The sequence below is a fragment of the Streptomyces sp. Sge12 genome (assembly GCF_002080455.1).
Taxonomy (GTDB): domain Bacteria; phylum Actinomycetota; class Actinomycetes; order Streptomycetales; family Streptomycetaceae; genus Streptomyces.
Map to the genome: position 1 here is coordinate 6065957 of NZ_CP020555.1, position 24357 is coordinate 6090313.

At 72.5% G+C, this 24357-nt stretch carries 23 protein-coding genes; 19 read left to right on the forward strand and 4 right to left on the reverse strand.

What is annotated here, in order from left to right; genetic code table 11:
- Positions 1-58 precede the first annotated feature (58 nt).
- Positions 59-1870: a glycoside hydrolase family 15 protein gene (locus B6R96_RS27225; protein WP_053172761.1), complete on the reverse strand. Its 1812-nt coding sequence runs from the start codon at positions 1868-1870 to the stop codon at positions 59-61.
- Positions 1871-2332: 462 nt separating this feature from the next.
- Between B6R96_RS27225 and B6R96_RS27230 the strand changes: the two genes are divergently transcribed.
- From B6R96_RS27230 to B6R96_RS27295, 14 genes are all read left to right on the forward strand, one after another.
- Entirely contained in the window at positions 2333-3985 is a 1653-nt protein-coding gene (locus B6R96_RS27230) for a CTP synthase (protein ID WP_053702672.1), read from the forward strand.
- An 83-nt stretch (positions 3986-4068) separates the two neighbouring features.
- Entirely contained in the window at positions 4069-4704 is a 636-nt protein-coding gene (locus B6R96_RS27235; RefSeq protein ID WP_081525281.1) for an NUDIX domain-containing protein, read from the forward strand.
- 150 nt (positions 4705-4854) lie between these two features.
- Complete coding sequence (locus B6R96_RS27240; protein WP_237291531.1) at positions 4855-6843, forward strand: tetratricopeptide repeat protein; 1989 nt, start codon at positions 4855-4857, stop codon at positions 6841-6843.
- A gap of 152 nt (positions 6844-6995) precedes the next feature.
- Positions 6996-8111, forward strand: a complete 1116-nt coding sequence (gene ald, locus B6R96_RS27245; RefSeq protein WP_030389218.1) for an alanine dehydrogenase — start codon at positions 6996-6998, stop codon at positions 8109-8111.
- 378 nt (positions 8112-8489) lie between these two features.
- Positions 8490-9608 carry a ParA family protein gene (locus B6R96_RS27250; RefSeq protein ID WP_078626630.1) on the forward strand — a complete coding sequence of 373 codons (1119 nt, stop codon included), beginning with the start codon at positions 8490-8492 and terminating at the stop codon, positions 9606-9608.
- Complete coding sequence (locus tag B6R96_RS27255) at positions 9593-10123, forward strand: hypothetical protein (protein WP_078626629.1); 531 nt, start codon at positions 9593-9595, stop codon at positions 10121-10123. The genes B6R96_RS27250 and B6R96_RS27255 overlap by 16 nt, the downstream gene beginning before the upstream one ends.
- Before the next feature lie 315 nt (positions 10124-10438).
- Complete coding sequence (locus B6R96_RS27260; RefSeq protein WP_081523900.1) at positions 10439-11530, forward strand: segregation and condensation protein A; 1092 nt, start codon at positions 10439-10441, stop codon at positions 11528-11530.
- Positions 11527-12159, forward strand: coding sequence for an SMC-Scp complex subunit ScpB (gene scpB / locus B6R96_RS27265; RefSeq protein WP_081523901.1), 633 nt, complete (start codon positions 11527-11529; stop codon positions 12157-12159). Before B6R96_RS27260 ends, scpB begins: the two co-directional genes overlap by 4 nt.
- Positions 12159-13547: a pseudouridine synthase gene (locus tag B6R96_RS27270; RefSeq protein WP_053702668.1), complete on the forward strand. Its 1389-nt coding sequence runs from the start codon at positions 12159-12161 to the stop codon at positions 13545-13547. The genes scpB and B6R96_RS27270 overlap by 1 nt, the downstream gene beginning before the upstream one ends.
- A gap of 146 nt (positions 13548-13693) precedes the next feature.
- Positions 13694-14311: a nicotinamide riboside transporter PnuC gene (pnuC, locus tag B6R96_RS27275; protein ID WP_053702667.1), complete on the forward strand. Its 618-nt coding sequence runs from the start codon at positions 13694-13696 to the stop codon at positions 14309-14311.
- Positions 14308-15387: an AAA family ATPase gene (locus B6R96_RS27280; protein ID WP_081523902.1), complete on the forward strand. Its 1080-nt coding sequence runs from the start codon at positions 14308-14310 to the stop codon at positions 15385-15387. The genes pnuC and B6R96_RS27280 overlap by 4 nt, the downstream gene beginning before the upstream one ends.
- The gene (locus tag B6R96_RS27285; RefSeq protein WP_081523903.1) at positions 15384-16112 is read left to right on the forward strand and encodes an NUDIX hydrolase; all 729 of its coding nucleotides are present in this window, start codon (positions 15384-15386) and stop codon (positions 16110-16112) included. Before B6R96_RS27280 ends, B6R96_RS27285 begins: the two co-directional genes overlap by 4 nt.
- Positions 16109-17119: an ADP-ribosylglycohydrolase family protein gene (locus B6R96_RS27290; RefSeq protein ID WP_081523904.1), complete on the forward strand. Its 1011-nt coding sequence runs from the start codon at positions 16109-16111 to the stop codon at positions 17117-17119. Before B6R96_RS27285 ends, B6R96_RS27290 begins: the two co-directional genes overlap by 4 nt.
- Positions 17120-17122: 3 nt before the next feature.
- On the forward strand, positions 17123-17881 hold the full coding sequence (locus B6R96_RS27295) for a nucleotidyltransferase domain-containing protein (RefSeq protein WP_081523905.1): 759 nt from the start codon (positions 17123-17125) through the stop codon (positions 17879-17881).
- Here B6R96_RS27295 and B6R96_RS27300 read toward each other — a convergent pair.
- The 3 genes from B6R96_RS27300 to B6R96_RS27310 form a co-directional block, all read right to left on the reverse strand.
- Positions 17870-18550: a nucleotidyltransferase domain-containing protein gene (locus B6R96_RS27300; protein ID WP_081523906.1), complete on the reverse strand. Its 681-nt coding sequence runs from the start codon at positions 18548-18550 to the stop codon at positions 17870-17872. The two genes, B6R96_RS27295 and B6R96_RS27300, sit on opposite strands and share 12 nt — an antisense overlap.
- Before the next feature lie 27 nt (positions 18551-18577).
- Positions 18578-19057 carry a Rieske (2Fe-2S) protein gene (locus B6R96_RS27305; RefSeq protein ID WP_030389207.1) on the reverse strand — a complete coding sequence of 160 codons (480 nt, stop codon included), beginning with the start codon at positions 19055-19057 and terminating at the stop codon, positions 18578-18580.
- A gap of 81 nt (positions 19058-19138) precedes the next feature.
- Entirely contained in the window at positions 19139-19480 is a 342-nt protein-coding gene (locus B6R96_RS27310) for a DUF952 domain-containing protein (RefSeq protein ID WP_030389206.1), read from the reverse strand.
- 137 nt (positions 19481-19617) lie between these two features.
- Here B6R96_RS27310 and B6R96_RS27315 point away from each other — a divergent pair, with 137 nt between their 5' ends.
- The 5 genes from B6R96_RS27315 to der all read left to right on the forward strand — a co-directional run bounded on the left by B6R96_RS27315 (position 19618) and on the right by der (position 24333).
- Positions 19618-20094 (forward strand): YidB family protein, encoded by a 477-nt coding sequence (locus B6R96_RS27315; RefSeq protein ID WP_081523907.1) that lies wholly within the window; start codon positions 19618-19620, stop codon positions 20092-20094.
- Between the two features lie 132 nt (positions 20095-20226).
- Positions 20227-21315, forward strand: coding sequence for a prephenate dehydrogenase (locus B6R96_RS27320; RefSeq protein ID WP_079404523.1), 1089 nt, complete (start codon positions 20227-20229; stop codon positions 21313-21315).
- A 127-nt stretch (positions 21316-21442) separates the two neighbouring features.
- Entirely contained in the window at positions 21443-22150 is a 708-nt protein-coding gene (gene cmk, locus B6R96_RS27325; RefSeq protein WP_030389203.1) for a (d)CMP kinase, read from the forward strand.
- The gene (locus B6R96_RS27330; protein WP_203351664.1) at positions 22105-22794 is read left to right on the forward strand and encodes a lysophospholipid acyltransferase family protein; all 690 of its coding nucleotides are present in this window, start codon (positions 22105-22107) and stop codon (positions 22792-22794) included. Before cmk ends, B6R96_RS27330 begins: the two co-directional genes overlap by 46 nt.
- Positions 22795-22869: 75 nt before the next feature.
- The gene (der, locus tag B6R96_RS27335) at positions 22870-24333 is read left to right on the forward strand and encodes a ribosome biogenesis GTPase Der (protein WP_030389201.1); all 1464 of its coding nucleotides are present in this window, start codon (positions 22870-22872) and stop codon (positions 24331-24333) included.
- Positions 24334-24357 lie beyond the last annotated feature (24 nt).

Here is a 24357-nt window from a genome sequence, read left to right on the forward strand (position 1 = left end):
GCGGCGAGAAATCCCGCGGCCCCGGCGAGTCGGCGCCGGGCGGGAGCTCCCGGACCCCCTAGCCCCCGTACGCCCCGCTGGCCGTCAGCCGCAGGGCCGTGTCGATCAGCGGAACGTGGCTGAAGGCCTGCGGGAAGTTCCCGACCTGGCGCTGGAGCCGCGGGTCCCACTCCTCCGCCAGCAGGCCCAGGTCGTTGCGGAGAGCCAGCAGCCGCTCGAACAGCCGCCGCGCCTCGTCCACCCGGCCGATCATCGCCAGGTCGTCGGCCATCCAGAACGAGCAGGCCAGGAAGGCGCCCTCGTCGCCCTCGAGGCCGTCCACGCCGGCCTCGTCGCCCGCCGTCGGATAGCGCAGGATGAAACCGTCGGGCGTGGACAGCTCGCGCTGGATCGCCTCGATGGTGCCGATGACCCGCTTGTCGTCCGGCGGCAGGAAGCCCATCTGCGGAATCAGCAGCAGGGAGGCGTCCAGCTCCTTCGACCCGTACGACTGGGTGAAGGTGTTGCGTTCCTTGTCGTAGCCCTTCTCGCACACGTCCTGGTGGATCTCGTCGCGCAGCTCGCGCCACCGGTCCAGCGGGCCGTCCGCGTCGCCGCTCTCGATCAGCTTGATCGTGCGGTCCACGGCCACCCAGGCCATCACCTTCGAGTGCACGAAGTGGCGGCGCGGGCCGCGCACCTCCCAGATGCCCTCGTCCGGCTGGTCCCAGTGGGTCTCCAGGTAGCGGATCAGCTTGAGCTGGAGCAGCGAGGCGTAGTCGCTGCGGGCGAGCCCCGTCATGTGGCCCAGGTGCAGGGCCTCGGTGACCTCGCCGTACACGTCGAGCTGGAGCTGGCCGGCGGCGCCGTTGCCGACGCGGACCGGGCTGGAGTTCTCGTAGCCGGGCAGCCAGTCCAGCTCGGTCTCGCCGAGCTCCCGCTCGCCCGCGATCCCGTACATGATCTGGAGGTTCTCCGGGTCGCCGGCGACCGCGCGCAGCAGCCACTCGCGCCAGGCGCGGGCCTCCTCGCGGTAGCCGGTGCGCAGCAGCGAGGAGAGGGTGATCGCCGCGTCCCGCAGCCAGGTGTAGCGGTAGTCCCAGTTGCGGACCCCGCCGATCTCCTCCGGGAGGGAGGTGGTGGGCGCGGCGACGATCCCGCCCGTGGGCCCGTACGTGAGGGCCTTGAGGGTGATCAGGGAGCGGATCACGGCCTCCCGGTAGGGCCCGTGGTACGTGCACTGCTCGACCCAGTCGCGCCAGAAGTCGGTGGTCGACTCCAGGGCCGCCTCGGCGTCGGGCGTCTCGGGCGCGTCGCGGTGCGAGGCCTGCCAGCTGATGCTGAACGCCTTGCGGTCCCCGGGCCCGACGGTGAAGTCGGAGTACGTCGTCAGGTCCTTGCCGTAGGTCTGCGCGTCGGCGTCCAGCCAGACGGAGTCGGGGCCGGCGACGGCCACGGTGCGCCCGTCGACCTTGTGCACCCAGGGCACGACCCGCCCGTAGCTGAAACGCATCCGCAGCGCGGAACGCATCGGGACCCGCCCGCTGATGCCCTCCACGATGCGGATCAGCTGCGGCGCGTGATCCTCACGGGGCGGCATGAAGTCGATCACGCGGACCCTGCCGCGCGGGGTGTCCCACTCCGACTCCAGCACCAGCGAGTCACCGCGGTAGCGGCGGCGGGTCGCACGGGGGGCCTCGGTGCCCGCCGGGAACGACGGGCCGATCCGCCAGAACCCGTGATCCTCGGTGCCGAGAATGCTCGCGAACACGGCATGCGAGTCGAACCGTGGCAGGCACAGCCAGTCCACCGCTCCGTCCCGACAGACCAGTGCTGCGGTCTGCATGTCCCCGATCAGTGCGTAATCCTCGATGCGCCCGGACACGTGCATCTCCAGTCGAACGGCCACGTCCGCCCCGAAGGGCGCTTGCATTGCGCGTTTGCGCGGTCTCCTGTGTGCAGGGATCTCCGCGTGAGCCCATGATTCCGTATATCGGCTCGGTTAGGCCGTCTGACGGACTGCCCGGCGGTGATGTGTGCAATATCCGAGCAGGATATGACGGCACCCTAGTGATCTACGTGAGCCCCGGAAGAATGCGGTTGGGCCGAACGGGTGAGCAGCGGCGATGCCGCCCCGGCGCACCCGCTCGCCCCGGGACGCAGCGCGCGCCGCGTGCCCGGAGGCGGACCGCTCCGGGCGCTGATAGGCTGGTACCCCGTGGACCGGTGGTCTGCCTGTGCGAATCAGGAGCCCCGAAACCGCAGCTTCGGCGCCCCCTGAGACCCTTCCGGATCGACGGTGGCCGGCGCCGGACGCACCTCACCTCGCGACCACGGGAGCCCCCTCTTGGCGATGCCGCCCAAATCCATGACGACCAAGCACATCTTCGTCACCGGGGGTGTCGCTTCCTCCCTCGGCAAGGGCCTGACGGCCTCCAGCCTGGGTGCGCTGCTGAAGGCGCGCGGTCTGCGGGTCACGATGCAGAAGCTCGACCCGTACCTGAACGTCGACCCCGGCACCATGAACCCGTTCCAGCACGGCGAGGTGTTCGTCACCAACGACGGCGCCGAGACCGACCTGGACATCGGCCACTACGAGCGCTTCCTCGACGTCGACCTCGACGGCTCGGCCAACGTCACCACCGGCCAGGTCTACAACACGGTCATCGCCAAGGAGCGCCGCGGCGAGTACCTCGGTGACACCGTGCAGGTCATCCCGCACATCACCAACGAGATCAAGCACCGCATCCGCCGGATGGCGACCGAGGACGTCGACGTCGTCATCACCGAGGTCGGCGGCACCGTCGGCGACATCGAGTCGCTGCCGTTCCTGGAGACCGTCCGCCAGGTCCGCCACGAGGTCGGCCGCGACAACGTCTTCGTCGTGCACATCTCGCTGCTGCCCTACATCGGCCCCTCCGGCGAGCTCAAGACCAAGCCGACCCAGCACTCGGTCGCGGCCCTGCGCAACATCGGTATCCAGCCCGACGCCATCGTGCTGCGCGCCGACCGCGACGTGCCGACCTCCATCAAGCGCAAGATCTCGCTGATGTGCGACGTGGACGAGGCGGCCGTGGTCGCGGCCATCGACGCCAAGTCCATCTACGACATCCCGAAGGTCCTGCACACCGAGGGCCTGGACGCGTACGTCGTGCGCAAGCTCGACCTGCCGTTCCGCGACGTGGACTGGACGGTCTGGGAGGACCTGCTCGACCGCGTCCACAACCCCGACCACGAGGTCAAGGTCGCGCTCGTCGGCAAGTACATCGACCTGCCCGACGCCTACCTGTCGGTGACCGAGGCGCTGCGCGCCGGCGGTTTCGCCAACAAGGCCCGCGTCCAGATCAAGTGGGTCACCTCCGACGACTGCAAGACCCCGGCCGGTGCCGCGGCGGTGCTCGGCGACGTGGACGCGATCTGCGTGCCCGGCGGCTTCGGCGACCGCGGCGTCAACGGCAAGGTCGGCGCGATCACCTACGCCCGCGAGAACAAGATCCCGCTGCTCGGCCTGTGCCTGGGCCTGCAGTGCGTGGTCATCGAGGCCGCGCGCAACCTCGCGGGCATCGATGACGCGAACTCCACCGAGTTCGACGCCTCCACCCCGCACCCGGTCATCTCGACCATGGAGGAGCAGCTGGCCTTCGTCGAGGGCGCGGGCGACCTGGGCGGCACCATGCGCCTGGGCATGTACCCGGCGAAGCTCGCCGAGGGCTCCATCGTGCGCGAGGTCTACGGCGACCAGGCGTACGTGGACGAGCGCCACCGCCACCGCTACGAGGTCAACAACGCCTACCGCGGTGAACTGGAGAAGAAGGCGGGCCTCGTCTTCTCCGGCACCTCCCCGGACAACAAGCTCGTCGAGTACGTCGAGTACCCGCGCGAGGTGCACCCCTACCTGGTGGCCACCCAGGCCCACCCGGAGCTGCGCTCGCGCCCGACCCGCCCGCACCCGCTGTTCGCGGGCCTAGTCAAGGCGGCCGTGGAGCGGCAGCAGTCCGCGAAGTGAGCGCCTGACCGCATAACGTAGGCAGCCGGGGCACGGATCGTGCCCCGGCTGTCGCGTTTTCGGGGAAGGTATCGGCCATGGCCATGGGCAACGACATCGTGGACACACCGGAGTCGTGGGAGGTGGTCGCCTCACGGACCCCGTTCGAGGGTGCGAAGACCTCCGTGAAGTCGGACCAGGTCCGGATGCCGGACCGTATGGTGGTGCGCCGCGACTACCAGGTGCACCCCGGCTCGGTGTGCGTCCTCGCCCTCGACGAGGAGCAGCGGGTGCTGGTCCTCAAGCAGTTCCGCCACCCGGTGCGGCACCGGCTGTGGGAGCTCCCGGCCGGGCTGCTCGACGTACCCGGCGAGAACCCGCTGCACGCGGCCCAGCGGGAGCTGTACGAGGAGGCGCACGCCAAGGCGGGCGACTGGCGGGTGCTGGCCGACTTCTTCAGCTCGCCCGGCGGATCCGACGAGGCCGTACGGGTCTTCCTCGCGCGGGACCTGGCGGAGGCCGAGGGGAAGCGGTACGAGGTCTCCGACGAGGAGGCCGACATGGAGATCGCCCGCGTCCCGCTCGCGGACCTGGTCCGCGGGGTCCTGGCCGGCGAGCTGGGCAACCCGGGCCTGGTGACCGGGGTACTGGCGCTCGCCGCGGCGCTCGCCTCCGAGGGCGGCATCGACTCCCTGCGCCCGGCCCTGGCCCCCTGGCCGGCCCGTCCGTACGAGGCGTGAGCGCGCCCGACTCCCCGGCGGAGGGAGCCGTTCGTGAAAAATAGGTCCATCTGCTGATCCGATTGGGGGATTTGCCCGCCGCGCTCCACACGGGTCGTCGCTCTGCGTGAACTACGCTCGCAATCCGGTGGCAGTGAGAGGAGCGGATCCGTGGCGGATTTCGTCGGGCGGCGGCGTGAGCTCAAGGAGCTGCGCGAGGACATCGCACGGACCGGGCTCGACACCCTCTCCGGCCGCAAGGCCAAGGCGCCCCGGGCCCGGGTGCTGCTCGTCGCCGGGCGGCCGGGGTCCGGGCGCACGGCCCTCGCCGAGGCCTTCGTGCGCGAGGTCGCCGAGGAGTATCCCGGCGGGGTGCTCCGCACCCGGCTCACCGCCCCCGGCGGGGAGACCGTGGCCACCGAACGGGCCGTGCGGAGCCTGCTGGAGGGGCTGGGGCGGCCCACCCCGCCCGGGGCCGGCGAGGACGAGCTGAGCTCCGCCCTGCGCACCGCCCTCGAAGGCCGCCGGGTGATCATCCTGGTTGACGACGCCGCCGATCCGCAGCAGGTGGACGCGCTGCTGCCGGACACCCCCGAGTGCCTGGTCGTGGTCACCGCCGAGGGGCCGCTCACCGGGATCCCCGACGTCCGGCCCTGCACCCTCGGCGGGCTCGACACCCCCTCCGCCGTGGAACTGCTCGCGCAGCGCATCGGCGACACCCGCGTCACCGCCGACCCCCGGGCCGCCGAGGCCCTCGCCGAGGAGTGCGGGGGGCAGCCCGCCGCACTCGTCCTCGTCGGCGGCTGGCTCGCCGCGCACCCCAAGGCCTCCGTCGCCGACGTGGCCAAGCAGCTGCACGACATGCCCGCCACCACCGGCGGCCCGCTCGCCCGCGGCTTCCGGCTCGTCTACGAGTCCCTGCCGCAGCCCGCCCAGCGGACCCTGCGGCTGCTGCCGCTCGCCCCGGCCGGCATCGTCGACTCGCACACCGCCTCGGCCCTCGCCGGCTGCTCCGTCGCCGCCGCCCAGTCCACGCTCGACGACTTCGCCGGGCTGGGCCTCGTCCGCTCCTCCCAGGACGGCCTCTTCCTGCTGCCCGGCTGTCTCGCACCGATGCTCCAGGCGCTGCTGGAGGCCAAGGAGCGCCCCGCCGAGGTCCAGCTGGCCCGGGCCCGGATGCTGGAGCGCACCGTACGGCTGCTGCAGTCCTGCCGGGCCATGGCCGAGCCCGAGGAGCCCGGGGTGGACGCCGCCGTCGACGACGGCCTGCGGGAACTGCTGGACGGTCTGCCGCGCGCCCTGCGGTTCCCCGACCGGCGGGCCGCCGCCACCTGGCTGGACACCCGGCTGCCCGCGCTCTGCGCGGCCGCCTCGCTGGCCGTGGCCGACGGGGAGCTGGACACCCTGGCCCGCAGGCTGGTCGCGGCCCTCGTACGGGCGCTGGCGGACCACCGCGGCACCGCCGGGGCCGCCCCCGAGCTGTACGGGCTGCACCGCCTGGTCCTCGACGTGGCCGAGCGCCGCAAGCTGCACCGGGAGCAGGCCGCCGCGCTGCTGAACCTGGCCGATCTGGACGCCGCGACCGGCCGGACCCAGGAGGCGCTGGAGCGCTACCGGGCCGCGCTGGACGCCGGACGGGCGGCGAACGACCCCTACGCGACCGGCCGCGCGATGGAATCCGTAGGGGGTGCGTACCAGGAGCTGGCGGACTGGCACCGGGCCTCCGACTGGTTCGGCCGGGCGCTCTCCCAGGCCCTGGCGCGGGGCGAGCGCGCGGACGAGGCCCGGCTGTACGGGCGGCTCGGCAACGTCCACACCTACGCGGGGCGGTACGGGGACGCGCTGCGCAGCTGGCGGGCGGCCGCCGCGGGCTACCGGAAGCTGGCCGATGTGCCCGGGCAGGCAAAGGCGTTGAGCGAGATGGCGCGGGTCCAGGAGTACGCCGGACGGCCCGAGGAATCGCTGCACACCTGCCGCGAGGCGGTGGAGCTGGCGCGCAGGGCGGGGGACCAGCGACTTCAGGCCGCTCTGCAGGTCCGGTTGGCCGACACGCTGGACCGGCTGGGAGACCCCGCAGCTGCGAGGTTGCACCGGTCCGCGGCCGACAGATTGCTGGGAGACGACCCCGCAGCCTGCGAAATCCGCAGTGGTTCCGACTGAGATTATTGGTTTGCAAGGCTAGACAGCGACTCATCCTTCATTAGACTGGGTTCACCGCGGCTTCCCGTGGTGCATCCCGTTGCGCGTTCTTGTGGGCGGGTATGTATGGAAGTGACCCCCAAAATCCCCTGAGCCAAGGACCGTGATCGACGATGAAGGTCGGCATCCCCCGCGAGGTCAAGAACAACGAGTTCCGGGTCGCCATCACGCCCGCCGGCGTGCATGAGCTGGTCCGCAACGGCCACCAGGTCTTCGTCGAGCAGAACGCCGGTGTGGGTTCCTCGATCACGGACGCCGAGTACGTCTCGGCCGGCGCCGAGATCCTCGGCAGCGCCGACGAGGTCTGGGCCACCGCCGACCTGCTGCTCAAGGTCAAGGAGCCGATCGCGGAGGAGTACCACCGCCTCCGCAAGGACCAGACGCTCTTCACCTACCTGCACCTGGCGGCCTCCCGCGAGTGCACGGACGCCCTGCTGGAGTCCGGCACCACCGCCATCGCCTACGAGACGGTCGAGCTCGCCAACCGCGCGCTGCCGCTGCTCGCCCCGATGTCCGAGGTCGCGGGCCGGCTGGCCCCGCAGGTCGGCGCCTACCACCTGATGCGCTCGGCCGGCGGCCGCGGCGTCCTCCCGGGCGGTGTCCCCGGCACCCACGCCGGCGAGTGCGTGGTCATCGGCGGCGGCGTCTCCGGCTGGAACGCCGCGCAGATCGCCATCGGCATGGGCTTCCACGTGACCCTGCTGGACCGCGACATCAACAAGCTCCGCGAGGCCGACAAGATCTTCGGCACGAAGATCAAGACGATCGTCTCCAACGCCTTCGAGCTGGAGAAGGCCGTCGTCGAGGCCGACCTCGTCATCGGCGCGGTGCTGATCCCGGGTGCGAAGGCCCCGAAGCTGGTCACCAACGAGCTCGTCGCCAAGATGAAGCCCGGAAGTGTCCTTGTCGACATTGCGATCGACCAGGGCGGCTGCTTCGAGGACTCCCGTCCGACCACCCACGCCGAGCCGACCTTCCAGGTCCACAACTCGGTCTTCTACTGCGTCGCCAACATGCCGGGCGCGGTGCCGAACACCTCCACCTACGCGCTGACGAACGCGACGCTGCCCTACATCGTGCAGCTCGCCAACCTCGGCTGGGCCGAGGCGCTGCGCCGCGACGCCGCGCTCGCCCTGGGCCTCAACACCCATGACGGCCAGGTCGTTTACGGTCCCGTTGCCGAGGCCCACGGCCTCGAGACCCTTGAGCTGAGCACGCTCCTCGGCTGATCGGTCGGACCCCGTCAACGACTGACGTCAATCTCACGTATCCGGCCGGACCTTGCCCGCAAGGTCCGGCCGGACGCGTTTGCGCGGTGCCCGGCGACCCCGCTCAACTCGCCTCGAACGTAACCCTTTAACCCTTTCGCACACCCGCGAAACTTCGCAGCGACAGCTCGTGCGCCCTTGACAGAGTGGTGTTCGGTTGCCGACACATCGTGCCGGGTCCGGCGGATTGTGTTGCCGCTGAGTGGTGACACGCCATAGAGTCGCCAACCGTCGGCATGGTGCCACGCTGACCTATCGATAAGTGTCCTGGTCACGTCCGAGGAGGTAAGACGACTTGTGAATGAGTCGACATTTGCTCCTGGGGGTGGTCGAGCAGGGATGCCTGAGCGGGGCCAGGGCCCTACCGGGCTCGAAGCCGTCGGCTCCGTCGCGGTACGCACCTTCGCAAACCACCAGCACATGACGACGCCCCAAAAGAGCATGGACGGCCTAGACGTGAACTCCAGGGCCGGCGACCTGAGCGGCGAAAAGCCCGTGGGTTTCGCCGACTACGACAATGTGCCCGAAGGGCACTTCTACGACCCCGACGCGGAGTACGAACCGGACCCCGAGTACGCGGCCACTCTCGCCCCCGACGCTGCCCGCCAGCGCCGTGAGCGGATCGGCCCGACCGGACGCCCGCTCCCGTACTTCCCGATCCCGGGTCCGCTGACCGACCACGGTCCGGCGAAGATCATCGCGATGTGCAACCAGAAGGGCGGCGTGGGCAAGACCACGTCGACCATCAACCTGGGTGCCGCGCTCGCCGAGTACGGGCGCCGCGTGCTGCTCGTCGACTTCGACCCGCAGGGCGCACTGTCCGTGGGCCTCGGCGTGAACCCGATGGAACTCGACCTGACGGTCTACAACCTGCTCATGGAGCGGGGCATGTCGGCCGACGAGGTGCTGCTCAAGACGGCGGTCCCCAACATGGACCTGCTGCCGAGCAACATCGACCTGTCCGCTGCCGAAGTGCAGTTGGTCAGCGAGGTCGCGCGCGAGTCCACCCTGCAGCGGGCCCTGAAGCCCCTGATGGCCGACTACGACTACATCGTGATCGACTGTCAGCCCTCGCTCGGTCTGCTGACCGTGAACGCCCTGACGGCGGCTCACAAGGTCATCGTCCCGCTGGAGTGCGAGTTCTTCGCGCTGCGCGGCGTGGCGCTGCTGACCGAGACCATCGAGAAGGTGCAGGAGCGGCTCAACCCCGAGCTGGAGCTCGACGGCATCCTCGCCACGATGTACGACTCCCGTACGGTGCACAGCCGTGAGGTGCTGGCGCGCGTCGTCGAGGCCTTCGACGACCACGTCTACCACACGGTCATCGGCCGCACGGTGCGCTTCCCGGAGACCACGGTCGCCGGTGAGCCGATCACGACGTACGCGTCCAACTCCGTCGGCGCCGCCGCCTACCGCCAGTTGGCCAGGGAGGTGCTCGCCCGGTGTCACGCCGAGTGAGTCTGCCCGGAGCCGACGAACTGTTCCGTACGACCGGGGGGATGGCGCTCCAGTCGTCCTCGCCGCGGCGCGGGGTCGACGAGACGCCCGCCGCGGAACACTCGGCCGCTTCGGCCGAGGGCGCGGCGAGCGAGGGCCGTGGCCGGGAGGCCGCGGCCGGCGCGGAGACCGGCGGGCCCGTCGTGGGGCAGCCGAGGCGCCCGCAGGAAGGTTCTGCCGGCCCGGCCGGCGGCGTGGGGTCCGCCCCGGCCGGCGCGGGCCGCCGGGGCAAGGGGCAGGGCCGGGGCGCCAACCGGCGCCCCAGCGGCCGTGAGCGGCACGACGAGAAGATCACGGTCTACGTCTCCGCCGAGGAGCTCATGGACCTGGAACACGCGCGGCTGGTGCTGCGCGGGGAGCACGGGCTGGCGGTGGACCGCGGCCGCATCGTCCGCGAGGCGGTGGCGGTCGTGCTCGCCGATCTCGAATCCCGCGGCGACGCGAGCATCCTCGTACGGCGCCTGCGCGGCCGCTGACCGCCCCGCGGGCCGTCCCGCCCCGCGGGCCGTCCCTCCCGGCGCCCGGACCCGTCCGGCCCGTCCGGGCCGCCGGCGCGTCGCCGCTCCGCCCGCGACGCGCCCTTCCCGGAGCGGGCCCCCCAGAACTTCGCCCCGTCGCGGTGACCCGCCGGCACGGGAATCCGTACGGGCGGGGGAGCGCCGGCCCGACGGTGCGGCGCCGTGCCGGGCGGTGATCCGCCGGGGAGCGCGGGCCAGCCCGTAGGCTGCTGGTGGCCGCGGCCATGGCGCCCGGCACCCCCCACGCCGCCCCCTTGCACCTCCTGGACCGCGATGCCCCTCCCCGCCGAATCCGGCCGACCGACCCGGCGCGCCCTGGGCCGCGGCCCGGGCGCCCCCGACGCGGCCCGGCAAGCGGACGCGGGCGCCTCAGCGGACCCCGAAGCCCCTGAGGCGCCCGCTGAGGGCCCCGCACCCGAGGCGGGCGCCGCGGTGCCGGAACGTTCCCCCGGGCCCGCAGACGGGCAGCAGGAGCTCCCCGGCCCGGACGGCGAGGCAGCCCCCGCCCCGGACGCCGAGGCAGCCCCCGAGGCGGCCGCGGCCACCGAGCGCGCGATCCCCGCGGGCGGCGACGGGCGGTTCACGCTGCGGCTCGACAACTTCGAGGGCCCCTTCGACCTGCTGCTCCAGCTGATCTCGCGGCACAAGCTCGACGTCACCGAGGTCGCCCTCTCCAAGGTCACCGACGAGTTCATGGCGCACATCCGGGCCATGGGCCCCGACTGGGACCTCGACCAGACCACCGAGTTCCTCGTCGTCGCCGCCACCCTGCTCGACCTGAAGGCCGCCCGGCTGCTGCCGGTCGCCGAGGTGGAGGACGAGGCGGACCTGGCGCTGCTGGAGGCCCGGGACCTGCTCTTCGCGCGGCTGCTCCAGTACCGCGCGTACAAGCAGATCGCCGAGATCTTCGAGCAGCGCGCGGAGGCCGAGGGCAGGCGGTACCCGCGGACCGTGGGGCTGGAGCCGCACCACGCCGACCTGCTGCCCGAGGTGGTCATCAGCATCGGGCCGGAGGGCTTCGCCCGGCTCGCCGTGAAGGCGATGCAGCCCAGGGCCAAGCCCCAGGTGTACGTGGACCACATCCACGCCCCCCTGGTCAGCGTGCGCGAGCAGGCCGGGCTGGTGGTGCGGATGCTGAAGGCGCGCGGGGAGGCCACCTTCCAGGAGCTCACCGAGGACGCGGAGGACACCCTCACCGTCGTCGCGCGCTTCCTGGCGCTGCTGGAGCTCTACCGGGAGAAGGCGGTCGTCCTCGACCAGGAGGAGGCCCTGCGGACCCTCACCGTGCGCTGGAGCGGCGGGGACGGCGACGGCATGCCGACCGTCACCGACGAGTTCGACCGGATCGTGGAGGCGAAGGATTGAGCAGCGACGTGAGCGCGGTGGCCGCGCTGGAGCTGAAGCCGGCCCTGGAGGCCGTGCTCATGGTCGTGGACGAGCCGGCGACCGAGGCGCACCTCGCCAAGGTGCTGGAGCGCACCCCGCGCGAGGTCGCGCAGGCCCTGCGCGACCTCGCCGACGAGTACACGGCCGCGCGCCGGGGCTTCGAGCTCCGGCTCGTCGCCGGGGGCTGGCGGTTCTACACCCGGGCCGAGTACGCGCCGGCCGTGGAGGGCTTCGTACTGGACGGGCAGCAGGCCCGGCTGACCCAGGCGGCGCTGGAGACCCTGGCGGTCGTCGCGTACCGCCAGCCGGTCAGCCGATCGCGGGTTTCGGCGGTGCGCGGAGTCAACTGCGACGGGGTCATGCGCACCCTCCTCCAGCGCGGTCTGGTGGAGGAGGCGGGGACGGAACCCGAAACAGGTGCGATCCTATACAGGACGACGAACTACTTTCTGGAGCGGATGGGCCTGCGCGGCCTGGACGAGCTCCCGGAGCTCGCGCCCTTCCTCCCCGAGGCGGACGCGATCGAAGCCGAGACGCAAGAAGGTGTGCCGTCGTTCGATCCGGACGCACCGGACACCGATGAAGACGACAAGACGACGGAACTTTGATGCGAAGCAGCGGCAACGGCAACGGTGGCGGCAACAGGAACAGCGGCGGCGGCGGTGGCGGCGGGCGCGGTAACTCCCGCGGCGGCTCCTCCAGCGGCGGCGGTGGCTACCGCGGGAGCGGCTCCGGCGGTGGCAGCGGCTCGGGCGGCGGCTACCGCGGCGGCGGCTCCGGTGGCTCCGGTGGCTCCCGTGGCGGCAGCTCCGGCGGCTCCGGCGGCGGCTACCGCGGTGGCAGCTCCGGCGGCTCCGGCGGTTCGCGCGGTGGCAGCTCCGGCGGCTCCCGCGGCGGCTACCAGGGAGGTGGCGGTTACCAGGGCGGCGGCTCCGACTCGCGCGACCGCGACCAGCCGGCCCCCCGCATCCGCAACCCGCGTCCCGAGGAGCGCCGCTACGACGTCGGCCCCGAGGGCGAGCGCAGCGGACGCAGCGGCCCCAAGGCGGGCGGCGGCGGTGCCCGCGGCGCGGCGGCGCGCGGTGGCGCCAAGGGCGGTCCCCGGACCTCCAAGACCCCCGGCATCGGCGGCGCGGGCGGCCCGCGCAGCGGCCCCGGCAGCCGCAGCGGCCAGTCCCGCCCGCGCGAGCTGGACGCGCGCATCGAGGAGCGGGTGCGCGACCGCTACGCCGACCGGCCCGTGATCAAGACCCCGAAGACCTTCCCGGGTGCCGAGGAGGAGGGTGAGCGTCTGCAGAAGGTGCTCGCCCGCGCCGGCATGGGTTCGCGCCGCGCTTGCGAGGAGCTCATCGAGCAGGCCCGCGTCGAGGTCAACGGCGAGATCGTGCTGGAGCAGGGCAAGCGCGTCCAGCCGAAGGACGAGATCAAGGTGGACGGCCTGACCGTCGCCACCCAGTCGTACCTGTTCTTCGCGCTGAACAAGCCGGCCGGTGTCGTCTCCACCATGGAGGACCCGGACGGACGCCAGTGCCTGGGCGACTACGTCACCAACCGTGAGACCCGTCTCTTCCACGTCGGCCGGCTCGACACCGAGACCGAGGGCATCATCCTGCTCACCAACCACGGTGAGCTGGCCCACCGCCTCACGCACCCGAAGTACGGCGTGAAGAAGACGTACGTGGCCGCCATCACCGGCCCGCTGCCGCGCGAGATCGGCAAGCGCCTCAAGGACGGCATCGAGCTGGAGGACGGCTACGCCCGCGCCGACCACTTCCGCGTCGTCGACCAGGTCGGCAAGAACTACCTGGTCGAGGTCACCCTCCACGAGGGCCGCAAGCACATCGTCCGCCGCATGATGGCGGAGGCCGGCTTCCCCGTCGAGAAGCTCGTCCGTACCTCCTTCGGTCCGATCGAGCTGGGCGACCAGAAGTCCGGCTGGCTGCGCCGCCTGACCAACACCGAGGTCGGCATGCTGATGCGCGAGGTCGGTCTGTAGTACTCCCGGCCGGCCGCCGCGCAGGCGGCCGGCCCGATCGCACAGAACCCGCGGTGCCCCTGGGCGCCGCGGGTTCTGTGCTTGCCGGGCACCCCGATCCCTGTTTATAGTCAGGCTGACCATTAAACGGAGTGAGGGGGGTCGGCATGAGCTGGACCATGAGCTGGACCGAGGTGCTCGGCTTCGCCACCGGCGCCCTGTGCGTCTGGCTGGTCGCCCGGCAGCACGTGGCCAACTGGCCGATCGGCATCGCCAACAACGTCTTCTTCATCGTGCTCTTCGCCCAGGCGGGCCTCTACGCCGACGCCGGGCTCCAGATCGTCTTCATCGCCCTCGCCGCCTACGGCTGGTGGTCCTGGACCCACGGGGGTGGACCAGGATCCGCCGAGGCCCTGCCGGTGCGCCGCACCACGCGCACCGAATGGGCCGGGCTCGCCGCGGCGGGGGCGGTGGGGGTGCTCGCGCTCACCCTGCTGCTGAGCCGGGCCACCGACTCCACCGTCCCCTTCTGGGACGCTCTGACCACGGGGCTCTCGCTCGTCGCCACCTACGGCCAGTGCCGCAAGCTCGTCGAGTCCTGGTGGCTGTGGATCGCGGCCGACCTCGTCTACATCCCGCTCTACGCCCACAAGGGCCTCTACCTGACCTCCGCGCTCTACGTGGGCTTCCTCGCCCTGTGCGTGGTCGGACTCCTCGGCTGGCGGCGCACGCTCCCGGCGCCCGGCGCCCGTACGGCGGCGGAAGCGGCGGAGGCGGCGGCATGAGGCGCCACGGGCACGGCCTGGTCCTCGGCAAGTTCTACCCGCCGCACGCCGGCCACCACCACCTCGTCCGCACCGCCCACGACCAGTGCGAGCGGCTGACCGTCCTGGTGTGCGCGGCCTCCGTCGAATCGGTCCCGCTCGCCGACCGGGTCGCCTGGATGCGCGAGGCGCACCCCGGGGCCGAGGTCGTCGGCGCGGTGGACGACATCCCCGTCGACCTGCACGACCCGGCGATCTGGGAGGCCCACATGGCGGTCTTCCGGAGCGCGGTCCCCGGACGGGTGGACGCCGTGTTCACCTCGGAGGAGTACGGGAGCGAGCTCGCCCGGCGGTTCGGCGCCGCGGAGGTCCTGGTGGACCGGGAGCGGACGCTGTTCCCGGTGTCGGGGACGGCCGTGCGGCAGGACCCGGTCGGCTCCTGGGACTTCCTCGGGCCGGCCGTACGGGCCGCCCTGACCCGACGGGTCGTCGTCCTCGGGGCGGAGTCCACCGGCACCACCACGCTCTCGCGGGCCCTGGCGGACCACTACCGGCGCCGCGGCGGCGTCTGGGCCAGGACGGGCTGGGTCGCCGAGTACGGCCGCCGGTACAGCGAGGAGAAGCTGGCGGCGGCCCGCGCGGCCGACCCGGCGGCCTCCTGGGCCGACGTCTCCTTCACCTCCGAGGAGTTCCCGGTCATCGCCCGCCGCCAGGACGCCGACGAGGAGCGGGCGGCCCGGCTCGGCTCCCCGGTGCTGTTCTGCGACACCGACTCCTTCGCGACCGGCATCTGGCACGAGCGGTACATGGACGGCCGCAACACCGAGGTCGAGCGGATCGCCGACCGGACCCGGCGCGACCTGTACCTGCTGACCGACCACGCCGACGTGCCCTTCGAGGACGACGGACTGCGGGACGGGGAGCACCTGCGGCCCTGGATGACGGAGCGGTTCCGGGCGGAACTGGAGCGCACCGGACGGCGTTACCTCGTCGTGCGCGGGGACCGGGCGGCCCGGCTGGAAGCGGCCGTCCGGGCCGTGGACGGACTGCTGGCCGAGGGCTGGCACTTCACCGACCCCCTCCCGGAGAACCGATGACCGCCGGCTATGACCCGCACGCCTTCGAGCCGTTCGCGGTGACCGTCGACCTGGCCGTGTTCACGGTGCGCGGCGGCGCCCTGCACGTCCTGCTGATCCGGCGCGGTCAGCAGCCGTACGCCGGGGCCTGGGCGCTGCCCGGCGGCTTCGTCCTGCCGCGGGAGTCCGCCGAGACCGCCGCCCGGCGCGAACTGGCCGAGGAGACCGGCCTGTCGGAGCAGCTCGTGGCGGCGCTCCACCTGGAACAGCTGCGCACGTACAGCGAGCCGGACCGGGACCCCCGGATGCGGGTGGTCTCGGTGGCCTTCACCGCACTCGTACCGGACCTGCCGGAGCCGGCGGCGCAGGGCGGCGGGGACGCGGCGCACGCCCGCTGGCTCGCACTGGAGGAGGTCACGGAACTGGCCTTCGACCACGCGGTGATCCTGGCGGACGCGCGGGAGCGGATCGGCTCCAAGCTGGAGTACACCTGCCTGGCCACCGGCTTCTGCCCGCCCGAGTTCACCCTCGGCGAGCTCCAGTCCATCTACGAGACCGTCTGGAACACCACCCTCGACCGCCCCAACTTCCGCCGCAAGGTCCTGGCGACACCGGGATTCGTCGAGGCCGTGCCGGGCGCGGCCCGGCTGACCGGCGGCCGCGGCAAACCGGCCGCCCTCTACCGGCCCGGCCCGGCGACCACCCTGCATCCCCCTCTGCTCCGACCGGAAGGACCCACTCGATGACGAAGCGAGCCGCGACGGGCGCCCTGATCGGCCTGGCCCTGGGCGACGCCCTCGGCTTCCCGACCGAGTTCAACGACGTGCCCTCGATCCTGGCCAAGACGGGCCCCTGGCGCGAGATGAGCCTCCCGCGCCCGGCGATCGTCACGGACGACACCCAGATGACCCTCGCACTGGCCCGCGGCATGCGCACGGCGGCGGAGCGCGGCCGGGTGGAGCCGCTGCGCCTGGCCCGGCCCGTCCGCGAGGAGTTCGTCGACTGGTACCACTCCCCGGAGAACAACCGGGCCCCGGGCCGCACCTGCATGACGGCCTGCCGGCTGCTGGACACCCCGGACCGGGACTGGCGCGACGCCAGCCAGATCGGCTCCAAGGGCTGCGGTGCCAACATGCGGGTGGTCCCGGTCGGGCTGGTTCCGGACTGGACCGAGGAGGAGCGGGCCGGCGCCGCGCAGCTCCAGTCCGCCCTCACCCACGGGCACCCCACCGCGCTCGCCGCCTCCGACCTGACCGCCCGGGCGGTCCACCTGCTCGCCGAGGGCACCGAGGTGACGGGGCTCGTCGGGCGGCTGCGCTCGTACGCCCTGGAGAACCGCACCCGCTACCACGAGCGCTGGCTCGGCGACCTGTGGATGCGGACGGCGTCCGACGCCTCCCCGGAGTCCTTCATGGCGCGGGGCTGGGACGACTGCCTGGCGGTCCTGGACCGGCTGGCGGCAGCCCTGCGGTCCCCGTCCCCGGAGACCGACCCCTGCCTGACCACGGGCGACGGCTGGGTGGCCGAGGAGGCCCTCGCCACCGCCCTGCACTGCTTCCTGCTCTTCCCCGACGAGCCGCTGACGGCGCTGCGCCGGGCCGCCTGCACCCGGGGCGACTCCGACTCCCTCGCCTGCCTGGCCGGTGCCTTCGCCGGAGCCCACCTCGGTGCGGACGTCTGGCCCCGCGAATGGGAGGGCCGCATCGAGTACCGGGACGAACTCCTGGCCTTCGGCACCCTCTGGGATGCTTGATCCATGCTGGACGCTCTGAGTCTCGACCTGACCCCCGTCGTGGCGGAACAGCCCGACCCCCTGCTGTTCGCCACGGTCTCCGGCGCACACCTGTACGGCTTCCCGTCCCGGGACTCCGACATCGACCTGCGCGGCGCCCACCTGCTCCCGGCCGAGGACCTGCTGGGACTGCGCGAGCCGGAGGAGACCCGTACCCGCATGTGGGACCGGGACGACGTGGAGATGGACCTCGTCACGCACGACCTGCGCAAGTTCGTCCGTCTGATGCTGAAGCACAACGGGTACGTCCTGGAACAGCTGCTCTCCCCGCTCGTCGTCCACACGACGCCGGCGCACGAGGAGCTGATCGCCCTGTCCCCGGGAGTGCTGACCTCCCACCACGCCCACCACTACCGGGGGTTCGCGGGCACCCAGTGGCGGCTCTTCGAGAAGGCCGCCGAACTCAAACCGCTGCTCTACGCGTTCCGGGCGCTGCTCACCGGCATCCACCTCATGCGGACGGCCGAGGTGCAGGCGCACCTGCCGACCCTGCTGGCCGAGGTGCCGCAGGCGCCCCCGTACCTCGCCGACCTGATCGAGGCCAAGGTGGCCGCCGAGCACGGGGGCTACGAGGGCCCGGCCCTCGACGCGGTGCGGGAGGACTTCCGGGCGCTGCACGCGGTGCTGGACGCGGCGCAGGCCGCTTCCGCGCTGCCCGGGCAGGGCTCGGCGTACGACGCGCTCGACGCGTTCGTCGTACGGCGGCGCACGCTACGCGGCTGACGCGCGGCGGGTGCGGACCAGGAAGTCCTGCACCCGCGCGTGGTCGGGCTCCGCGGGCAGGACGGTGGTCGCCAGGGCCGTGTCCGTCTCGTCCCCCAGGCGGGTCATCCAGGCGTCGACCTCTTCCCAGGTCAGTTCGCCGCGGCGGACCGCGAGGAGGCGGTCGCGGTGCGGGCCGGCGTCGATGGTCAGGCCGCCGGTGCGCAGGAGGTCACGGCAGGACAGCAGCAGGCGCAGCAGGTGCATGGCGTGCTTCCAGCGCGGGGCGCCGTGGACGCGGACGTCCGCGAGGAGTTTGCCGTGCTGGGAGGCCGCGTACCGGCTGAAGCTGGTGTGGGCCCGGCGGGAGAGGAAGGCCCCGCGCAGGGAGAGCAGCTCCTCGCCGACCGGGGTGACCTCTTCCACCAGGGGGGAGTGCAGGCACTCCAGGATGTTCGGGTTGGCCCGCAGGGCCAGTTCGCAGAAGCGCTCCAGCTCCCAGGAGAACTCCTCGTCCCGCGGGCCCTCCACGTGCGTGGGGGGCTTCTCGAACCGCCAGAAGAGCGGCGTCGGGGCGAGGTAGACACCGCGCAGGTCGGTGTCGCTCGCCTCCGTCGCCAGTCCGAACGCCCGGGAGCCCATCACGCACCGGTAGACCGTGTGGTCCCGTACCAGTGTCAGATCGTCCATCCCGGGAGCGTAGAGCCCGGTCAGGGGCTATGCGAGCGAGATATTGCCGTCCGCCGCGACCTTGATCTTCTTCTCGGCCAGCCCCTTGGTGGCGGGCCCCTTGGTCACCGCGCCGTCCGCGATGGCGAACTTGCTGTCGTGGCAGGGGCAGTCGATGCTGCCGTTCTCCACCTTGTTGACCAGGCAGCCCTGGTGGGGGCAGACCGCCGTGAAGCACTTGAAGGTGCCGGCCTTGGGCTGGGTGACCACGACCTTCTCCTCCTTGAAGACCTTGCCGCCGCCCACCGGGACGTCGGCCTTCTTGGTGAGGGTCTTGTCGGAGGCCGGCGCGCCGGCCTCCGAGCTGGCCGGGGCGGGCGTGGCGGGCGGCGTGGCCGCGCCGCTCGCCTCCCCCTGCGGGGCCGTCTCGCCGCTCCCGCCGCCGCAGGCGGTGATGGCGCCCCCGGTCAGGGCGGCGGCGCCGATCGTCAGTACCGTGCGCCGGGCGGTGTGCGTGAGGTCACTCATGAGTCTCTCCTCGCTTCGTGGCCGGATGGCGTGCAGCATCCTGGCCTGCGGCGGGCTTCAGGTGAAGCCTGCCGCGCCGGTTCATCGGCCCGGTTCCCACGGGGCCAGTGAGGTGGGAGTGCCGGGTGTGCGTACGACCTCCCACACGTGAACCACGGCTTCCCGGTTCAGCGGACCGTGGACATGCGGGTAGCGGCCGCCGGTTTCACTCGCCCGGCGGACCACGGAGGTCAGCGCCCCCTCGTCCAGCTCCACCGCGAGCAGGATCCCGGGTACCGCCCGGTAGTGCGCGTCGGCGATCGCGAGTGCCGTGGCGCGATCCGCCGAACAGTGGACGAATCCCTCCGACTCCAGCGAGGGCGGGGCGTACGGGAGCTCGGGCGCGGCGGTCCAGTCGGCGAGCGGGACGATGTGGAAGATCATGCCGATCGTTCTACCGCAGCGGCCGATGGCGTGTGCGCCAGGTGGCGGCATGGTCCGGTACGGGTGACATTGTCCGTGTCCCGAAGCCGGGTACGCCGCTGTCCGCGCGGCCCGGTCCCTCTTCGAAAGGCATGACGATGGCGGGTAACGACCTCGGCTCCCTTCTCGGCGGCCTCCTCGGCGGCAGCGGTGGCCAGGGCGGGAGCGGTGGCGCCGGCAACATCCTCGGTGCGCTGCTCGGCGCACTCACCGGCGCCGGCGGCGGTGCGAGCGGCGGTGCCGGCGGCGCTGGGAGCGGCGGTGCGAGCGGCGCCCAGGCCGGCGGGAACAACCCGCTCGGCGGGCTGATGGACATGCTGACCAAGTCGGGCCTCGCCGACCAGGCCCAGTCCTGGCTCGGCACCGGCGACAACAAGCCGGTCAGTGGCGCCCAGATCGCGGAGGCGGTGCCCGACGAGGCCCTCCAGAAGGCGGCCGCGCAGGCGGGCGTCAGCCCGCAGGAGGCCGCCGACCAGATCGCGCAGGCGCTGCCCACCGCCGTCGACCGGCTGAGCCCCGGGGGACAGCTCCCGAGCGGTTCGCTGGAGGACATCATCCGGCAGCAGAAGTTCTGACCGGCCCGCAGCAGCACGCCGGGGCCCGGCCGCCGTCCCACGGGATGGGCGGTCGGGCCCTCGTGCCGCCCGGGCTGGATACCCTGGCCGGACAGCCCGTCAGCTCGCCTTTTCGCCACCCTGGAGTGCCTCGTGAGAACCGCCGTCGTCATCGGAACCGGACTGATCGGCACCTCTGCGGCGCTCGCCCTGACCGCCCGCGGGATCACCGTCCACCTCGCCGACCACGACCCGGACCGGGCCCGTACGGCGGCCGCCCTCGGCGCAGGCACCGACGAGCCCGCGCAGGAGCAGGTCGACCTCGCGATCGTCGCCGTCCCGCCGGCCCACGTGGCCGCCACCCTGGCCGACCTGATCGGGCGCGGGGTCGCCCGGGCCTACGTGGACGTGGCCAGCGTCAAGGGCGGACCGCGGCGGGAGCTGGCGGCGCTCGGCGTGGACGTCACCGCCTACATCGGGACGCACCCGATGGCCGGCAAGGAGCAGTCGGGGCCGCTCGCCGCCACCGCGGACCTCTTCGAGGGCCGCCCGTGGGTGCTGACCCCCACCCGGGACACCGACCACGAGGTCCTCAACCTCGCGCTGGAGCTGGTGGCCCTCAGCCGGGCCGTACCGGTCGTGATGGACGCCGACGCCCACGACCGGGCGGTGGCGCTCGTCTCGCACACCCCGCAGCTGGTCTCCAGCATGGTCGCGGCCCGGCTGGAGGAGGCCGACGAGACGGCGGTGCGGCTGTGCGGGCAGGGCATCCGCGACGTGACCCGGATCGCGGCCTCCGACCCGCGGATGTGGGTGGAGATCCTCTCCGCCAACCCGGGACCGGTCGCCGACGTCCTCGCCGGGATCGCCGCCGACCTGGAAGAGACCGTCGAGGCGCTGCGCGGCCTCCAGTCCGGCGACGTGGACAAGCGGCGCGGCGGCGCCGCCGGCATCGAGGACGTGCTGCGGCGCGGGAACGCGGGCCGCGTCCGGGTGCCGGGCAAGCACGGCGCGGCGCCCACGGTCTACGAGACGGTGGCCGTGCTCATCAGCGACCAGCCCGGTGAGCTGGCACGGATCTTCGCCGACGCGGGACGGGCCGGGGTCAACATCGAGGACGTGCGCATCGAGCACGCGACGGGCCAGCAGGCCGGCCTCGTCCAGCTGATGGTGGAGCCGCGGGCGGTGGCGGGCCTGACCGCCGAGCTGCGCGAGCGGGGCTGGGCGCTGCGGCAGCAGTAAGGGGCGCGGGCCCCGCCGACCCCTTGGGAACGCGGCGGGGACGGGGGCCGTCCGGGGCCGGTAACCTTGGGGAGGGGCGCTTTGCCGCGCCCGGACACGTACGCGCAACCAGGAAGGTGCCCGCACCGTGGAAACCGTAGCTCCGTCCGCCGTGATCGTCGCCATCGACGGTCCCTCCGGCACGGGCAAGTCCAGCACCTCCAAGGCCGTGGCCGCCAAGCTCGGGCTGCGCTACCTGGACACCGGTGCCCAGTACCGGGCCATCACCTGGTGGATGATCACCAACGGCGTCGACACCGACGACCCGCAGGCCATCGCCATCGCGGCCGGCAAGCCCACCATCGTCTCCGGCACCGACCCGGCCGCCCCCACCATCACCGTGGACGGCCTCGACGCCGCGGGTCCCATCCGGACCCAGGAGGTCACCTCGAAGGTCAGCGCCGTCAGCGCCGTCCCCGAGGTGCGCACCCTGATCACCGACCTCCAGCGCTCCATCGCCGCCGAGGCGGCCCAGGAGGCCGAGGGGATCGTCGTCGAGGGCCGGGACATCGGCACCACCGTCCTGCCCGACGCCGACCTCAAGATCTTCCTGACCGCCTCCGCCGAGGCGCGCGCCGCCCGGCGCAGCGGAGAGCTCCGCGGCAAGGAGGCCGCCGACCTCGCGGCCACCAAGGAGGCGCTGATCAAGCGCGACGCGGCCGACTCCGGCCGCAAGACCTCCCCGCTGGCCAAGGCCGACGACGCCGTCGAGGTGGACACCACCGAGCTCACGCTCGACCGCGTGATCGAATGCGTCGTGACGCTCGTGGAAGAGAAGCGGGCGGGCCGCAAGTGAGCGAAGCGCCCTCCCGCAAGGGTGCGGCGGTCGGCAGGCGCATCGGCATCGGGCTCATGTACGGGCTCTGGAAGCCGCGCGTACTGGGGGCCTGGAAAGTGCCCGCCTCGGGCCCCGTCATCCTCGCCGTGAACCACTCGCACAACATCGACGGCCCCATGGTGATGGGCACCGCGCCCAGGCCCCTGCACTTCCTGATCAAGAAGGAAGCGTACGTGGGCCCGCTCGGCCCCTTCCTCGACGGGATCGGGCAGGTCAAGGTCGACCGCGGCGGCCCCGACCGGACGGCGATAGGCCGGGCCCTCGGGGTGCTCGACAATGGAGGCGCCCTGGGGATATTTCCCGAGGGCACCCGGGGCGAGGGCGACTTCGCCTCGCTGCGCGCGGGCCTCGCCTACTTCGCGGTCCGCAGCGGCGCCCCCATCGTGCCCGTGGCCGTCCTCGGCAGCGGGGACACCCCGGGGCGCGTCGTCAAGGGCCTGCCGGCCCTCAAGAGCAGGGTCGACGTCGTCTTCGGCTCGGCCTTCGACGCGGGGGACGGCAGTGGCCGCCGGACCCGTACCGCACTGGACGAGGCCACCGTACGCATCCAGGACCGGCTGACCGCCCACCTGGCCGACGCCAAGCGCCTCACCGGGCGCTGAGCGAGACTTGAACCAGTAGTGGAACCGCGCTGCGCGGGCACCACCGACCACCACGAACGACGAGGAACGGACTTCATGAACGACCAGCACGACCACGGAGCACTTGGCGATGCCGAGTACGCGGAGTTCATGGAGCTCGCCGCGGAAGAGGGCTTCGACATCGAAGAGGTCGAAGGCGCGATCGAGGAGGCCGGCCACGGCCCGCTTCCCGTCCTCGCCGTCGTCGGCCGCCCGAATGTCGGCAAGTCGACCCTGGTGAACCGGATCATCGGCCGCCGCGAGGCGGTCGTCGAGGACAAGCCCGGTGTCACCCGCGACCGCGTCACGTACGAGGCCGAATGGGCCGGCCGCCGCTTCAAGGTCGTCGACACCGGCGGCTGGGAGCAGGACGTCCTCGGCATCGACGCCTCCGTCGCCGCCCAGGCCGAGTACGCCATCGAGGCCGCCGACGCGGTCGTCTTCGTCGTCGACTCCAAGGTCGGCGCCACCGACACCGACGAGGCCGTCGTACGGCTGCTGCGCAAGGCGGGCAAGCCCGTCGTGCTGTGCGCCAACAAGGTCGACGGCCAGAGCGGCGAGTCCGACGCGGCCTCCCTGTGGTCGCTCGGCCTCGGCATGCCGCACCCGGTCTCCTCGCTCCACGGCCGCGGCACCGGCGACATGCTCGACGCCGTGCTGGAGGCCCTGCCCGAGGCCCCCGAGCAGACCTTCGGCGGCGCCGCCCCCGGCGGCCCGCGCCGCATCGCGCTGATCGGCCGCCCGAACGTCGGCAAGTCCTCGCTCCTGAACAAGGTGGCGAAGGAGGACCGCGTCGTCGTCAACGAGCTGGCCGGAACCACCCGCGACCCGGTCGACGAGCTGATCGAACTCGGCGGCATCACCTGGAAGTTCGTCGACACCGCCGGTATCCGCAAGAAGGTCCACCTCCAGCAGGGCGCCGACTACTACGCCTCGCTGCGCACGGCCGCCGCCGTCGAGAAGGCGGAGGTCGCGGTGATCCTGATCGACACCACCGAGACCATCAGCGTCCAGGACCAGCGCATCATCACGATGGCCGTCGAGGCGGGCCGCGCGATCGTCATCGCCTACAACAAGTGGGACGAGCTCGACGAGGAGCGCCGCTACTACCTCGAGCGCGAGATCGAGACCGAGATGCAGCAGGTCTCGTGGGCGCCCAGGGTGAACGTCTCGGCGCTCACCGGCCGCCACATGGAGAAGCTGGTCCCGGCGATCGAGACGGCCCTCGCGGGCTGGGAGACGCGCGTCCCCACCGGCCGGCTGAACGCCTTCCTCGGTGAGGTCGTCGCCGCCCACCCGCACCCGATCCGTGGCGGCAAGCAGCCCCGCATCCTGTTCGGTACCCAGGCGGGCAGCAAGCCGCCGCGGTTCGTCCTCTTCGCCTCCGGCTTCCTGGAGCACGGCTACCGGCGCTTCATCGAGCGCCGCCTGCGCGAGGAGTTCGGCTTCGAGGGCACCCCGATCCACATCTCGGTGCGGGTGCGCGAGAAGCGCGGCGCCCAGTACAAGAAGAAGAAGTAGTCGCCGGGCGGGGGGCTCCGAGGA

Excerpts from the sequence above, each read along its gene's own strand:
- B6R96_RS27290 (WP_081523904.1), top strand. The coding sequence starts at position 16,109 with ATGACGAAGCGAGCCGCGACGGGCGCCCTGATCGGCCTGGCCCTGGGC.
- B6R96_RS27300 (WP_081523906.1), bottom strand. The coding sequence starts at position 18,550 with ATGGACGATCTGACACTGGTACGGGACCACACGGTCTACCGGTGCGTG.
- pnuC (WP_053702667.1), top strand. The coding sequence starts at position 13,694 with ATGAGCTGGACCATGAGCTGGACCGAGGTGCTCGGCTTCGCCACCGGC.
- der (WP_030389201.1), top strand. The coding sequence starts at position 22,870 with ATGAACGACCAGCACGACCACGGAGCACTTGGCGATGCCGAGTACGCG.
- ald (WP_030389218.1), top strand. The coding sequence starts at position 6,996 with ATGAAGGTCGGCATCCCCCGCGAGGTCAAGAACAACGAGTTCCGGGTC.
- B6R96_RS27305 (WP_030389207.1), bottom strand. The coding sequence starts at position 19,057 with ATGAGTGACCTCACGCACACCGCCCGGCGCACGGTACTGACGATCGGC.
- B6R96_RS27250 (WP_078626630.1), top strand. The coding sequence starts at position 8,490 with ATGCCTGAGCGGGGCCAGGGCCCTACCGGGCTCGAAGCCGTCGGCTCC.
- B6R96_RS27260 (WP_081523900.1), top strand. The coding sequence starts at position 10,439 with ATGCCCCTCCCCGCCGAATCCGGCCGACCGACCCGGCGCGCCCTGGGC.
- B6R96_RS27310 (WP_030389206.1), bottom strand. The coding sequence starts at position 19,480 with ATGATCTTCCACATCGTCCCGCTCGCCGACTGGACCGCCGCGCCCGAG.
- B6R96_RS27315 (WP_081523907.1), top strand. The coding sequence starts at position 19,618 with ATGGCGGGTAACGACCTCGGCTCCCTTCTCGGCGGCCTCCTCGGCGGC.
- B6R96_RS27225 (WP_053172761.1), bottom strand. The coding sequence starts at position 1,870 with ATGCACGTGTCCGGGCGCATCGAGGATTACGCACTGATCGGGGACATG.
- B6R96_RS27280 (WP_081523902.1), top strand. The coding sequence starts at position 14,308 with ATGAGGCGCCACGGGCACGGCCTGGTCCTCGGCAAGTTCTACCCGCCG.
- B6R96_RS27285 (WP_081523903.1), top strand. The coding sequence starts at position 15,384 with ATGACCGCCGGCTATGACCCGCACGCCTTCGAGCCGTTCGCGGTGACC.
- B6R96_RS27235 (WP_081525281.1), top strand. The coding sequence starts at position 4,069 with ATGGGCAACGACATCGTGGACACACCGGAGTCGTGGGAGGTGGTCGCC.
- B6R96_RS27270 (WP_053702668.1), top strand. The coding sequence starts at position 12,159 with ATGCGAAGCAGCGGCAACGGCAACGGTGGCGGCAACAGGAACAGCGGC.
- B6R96_RS27295 (WP_081523905.1), top strand. The coding sequence starts at position 17,123 with ATGCTGGACGCTCTGAGTCTCGACCTGACCCCCGTCGTGGCGGAACAG.
- B6R96_RS27330 (WP_203351664.1), top strand. The coding sequence starts at position 22,105 with ATGCGTCGTGACGCTCGTGGAAGAGAAGCGGGCGGGCCGCAAGTGAGC.
- B6R96_RS27230 (WP_053702672.1), top strand. The coding sequence starts at position 2,333 with ATGCCGCCCAAATCCATGACGACCAAGCACATCTTCGTCACCGGGGGT.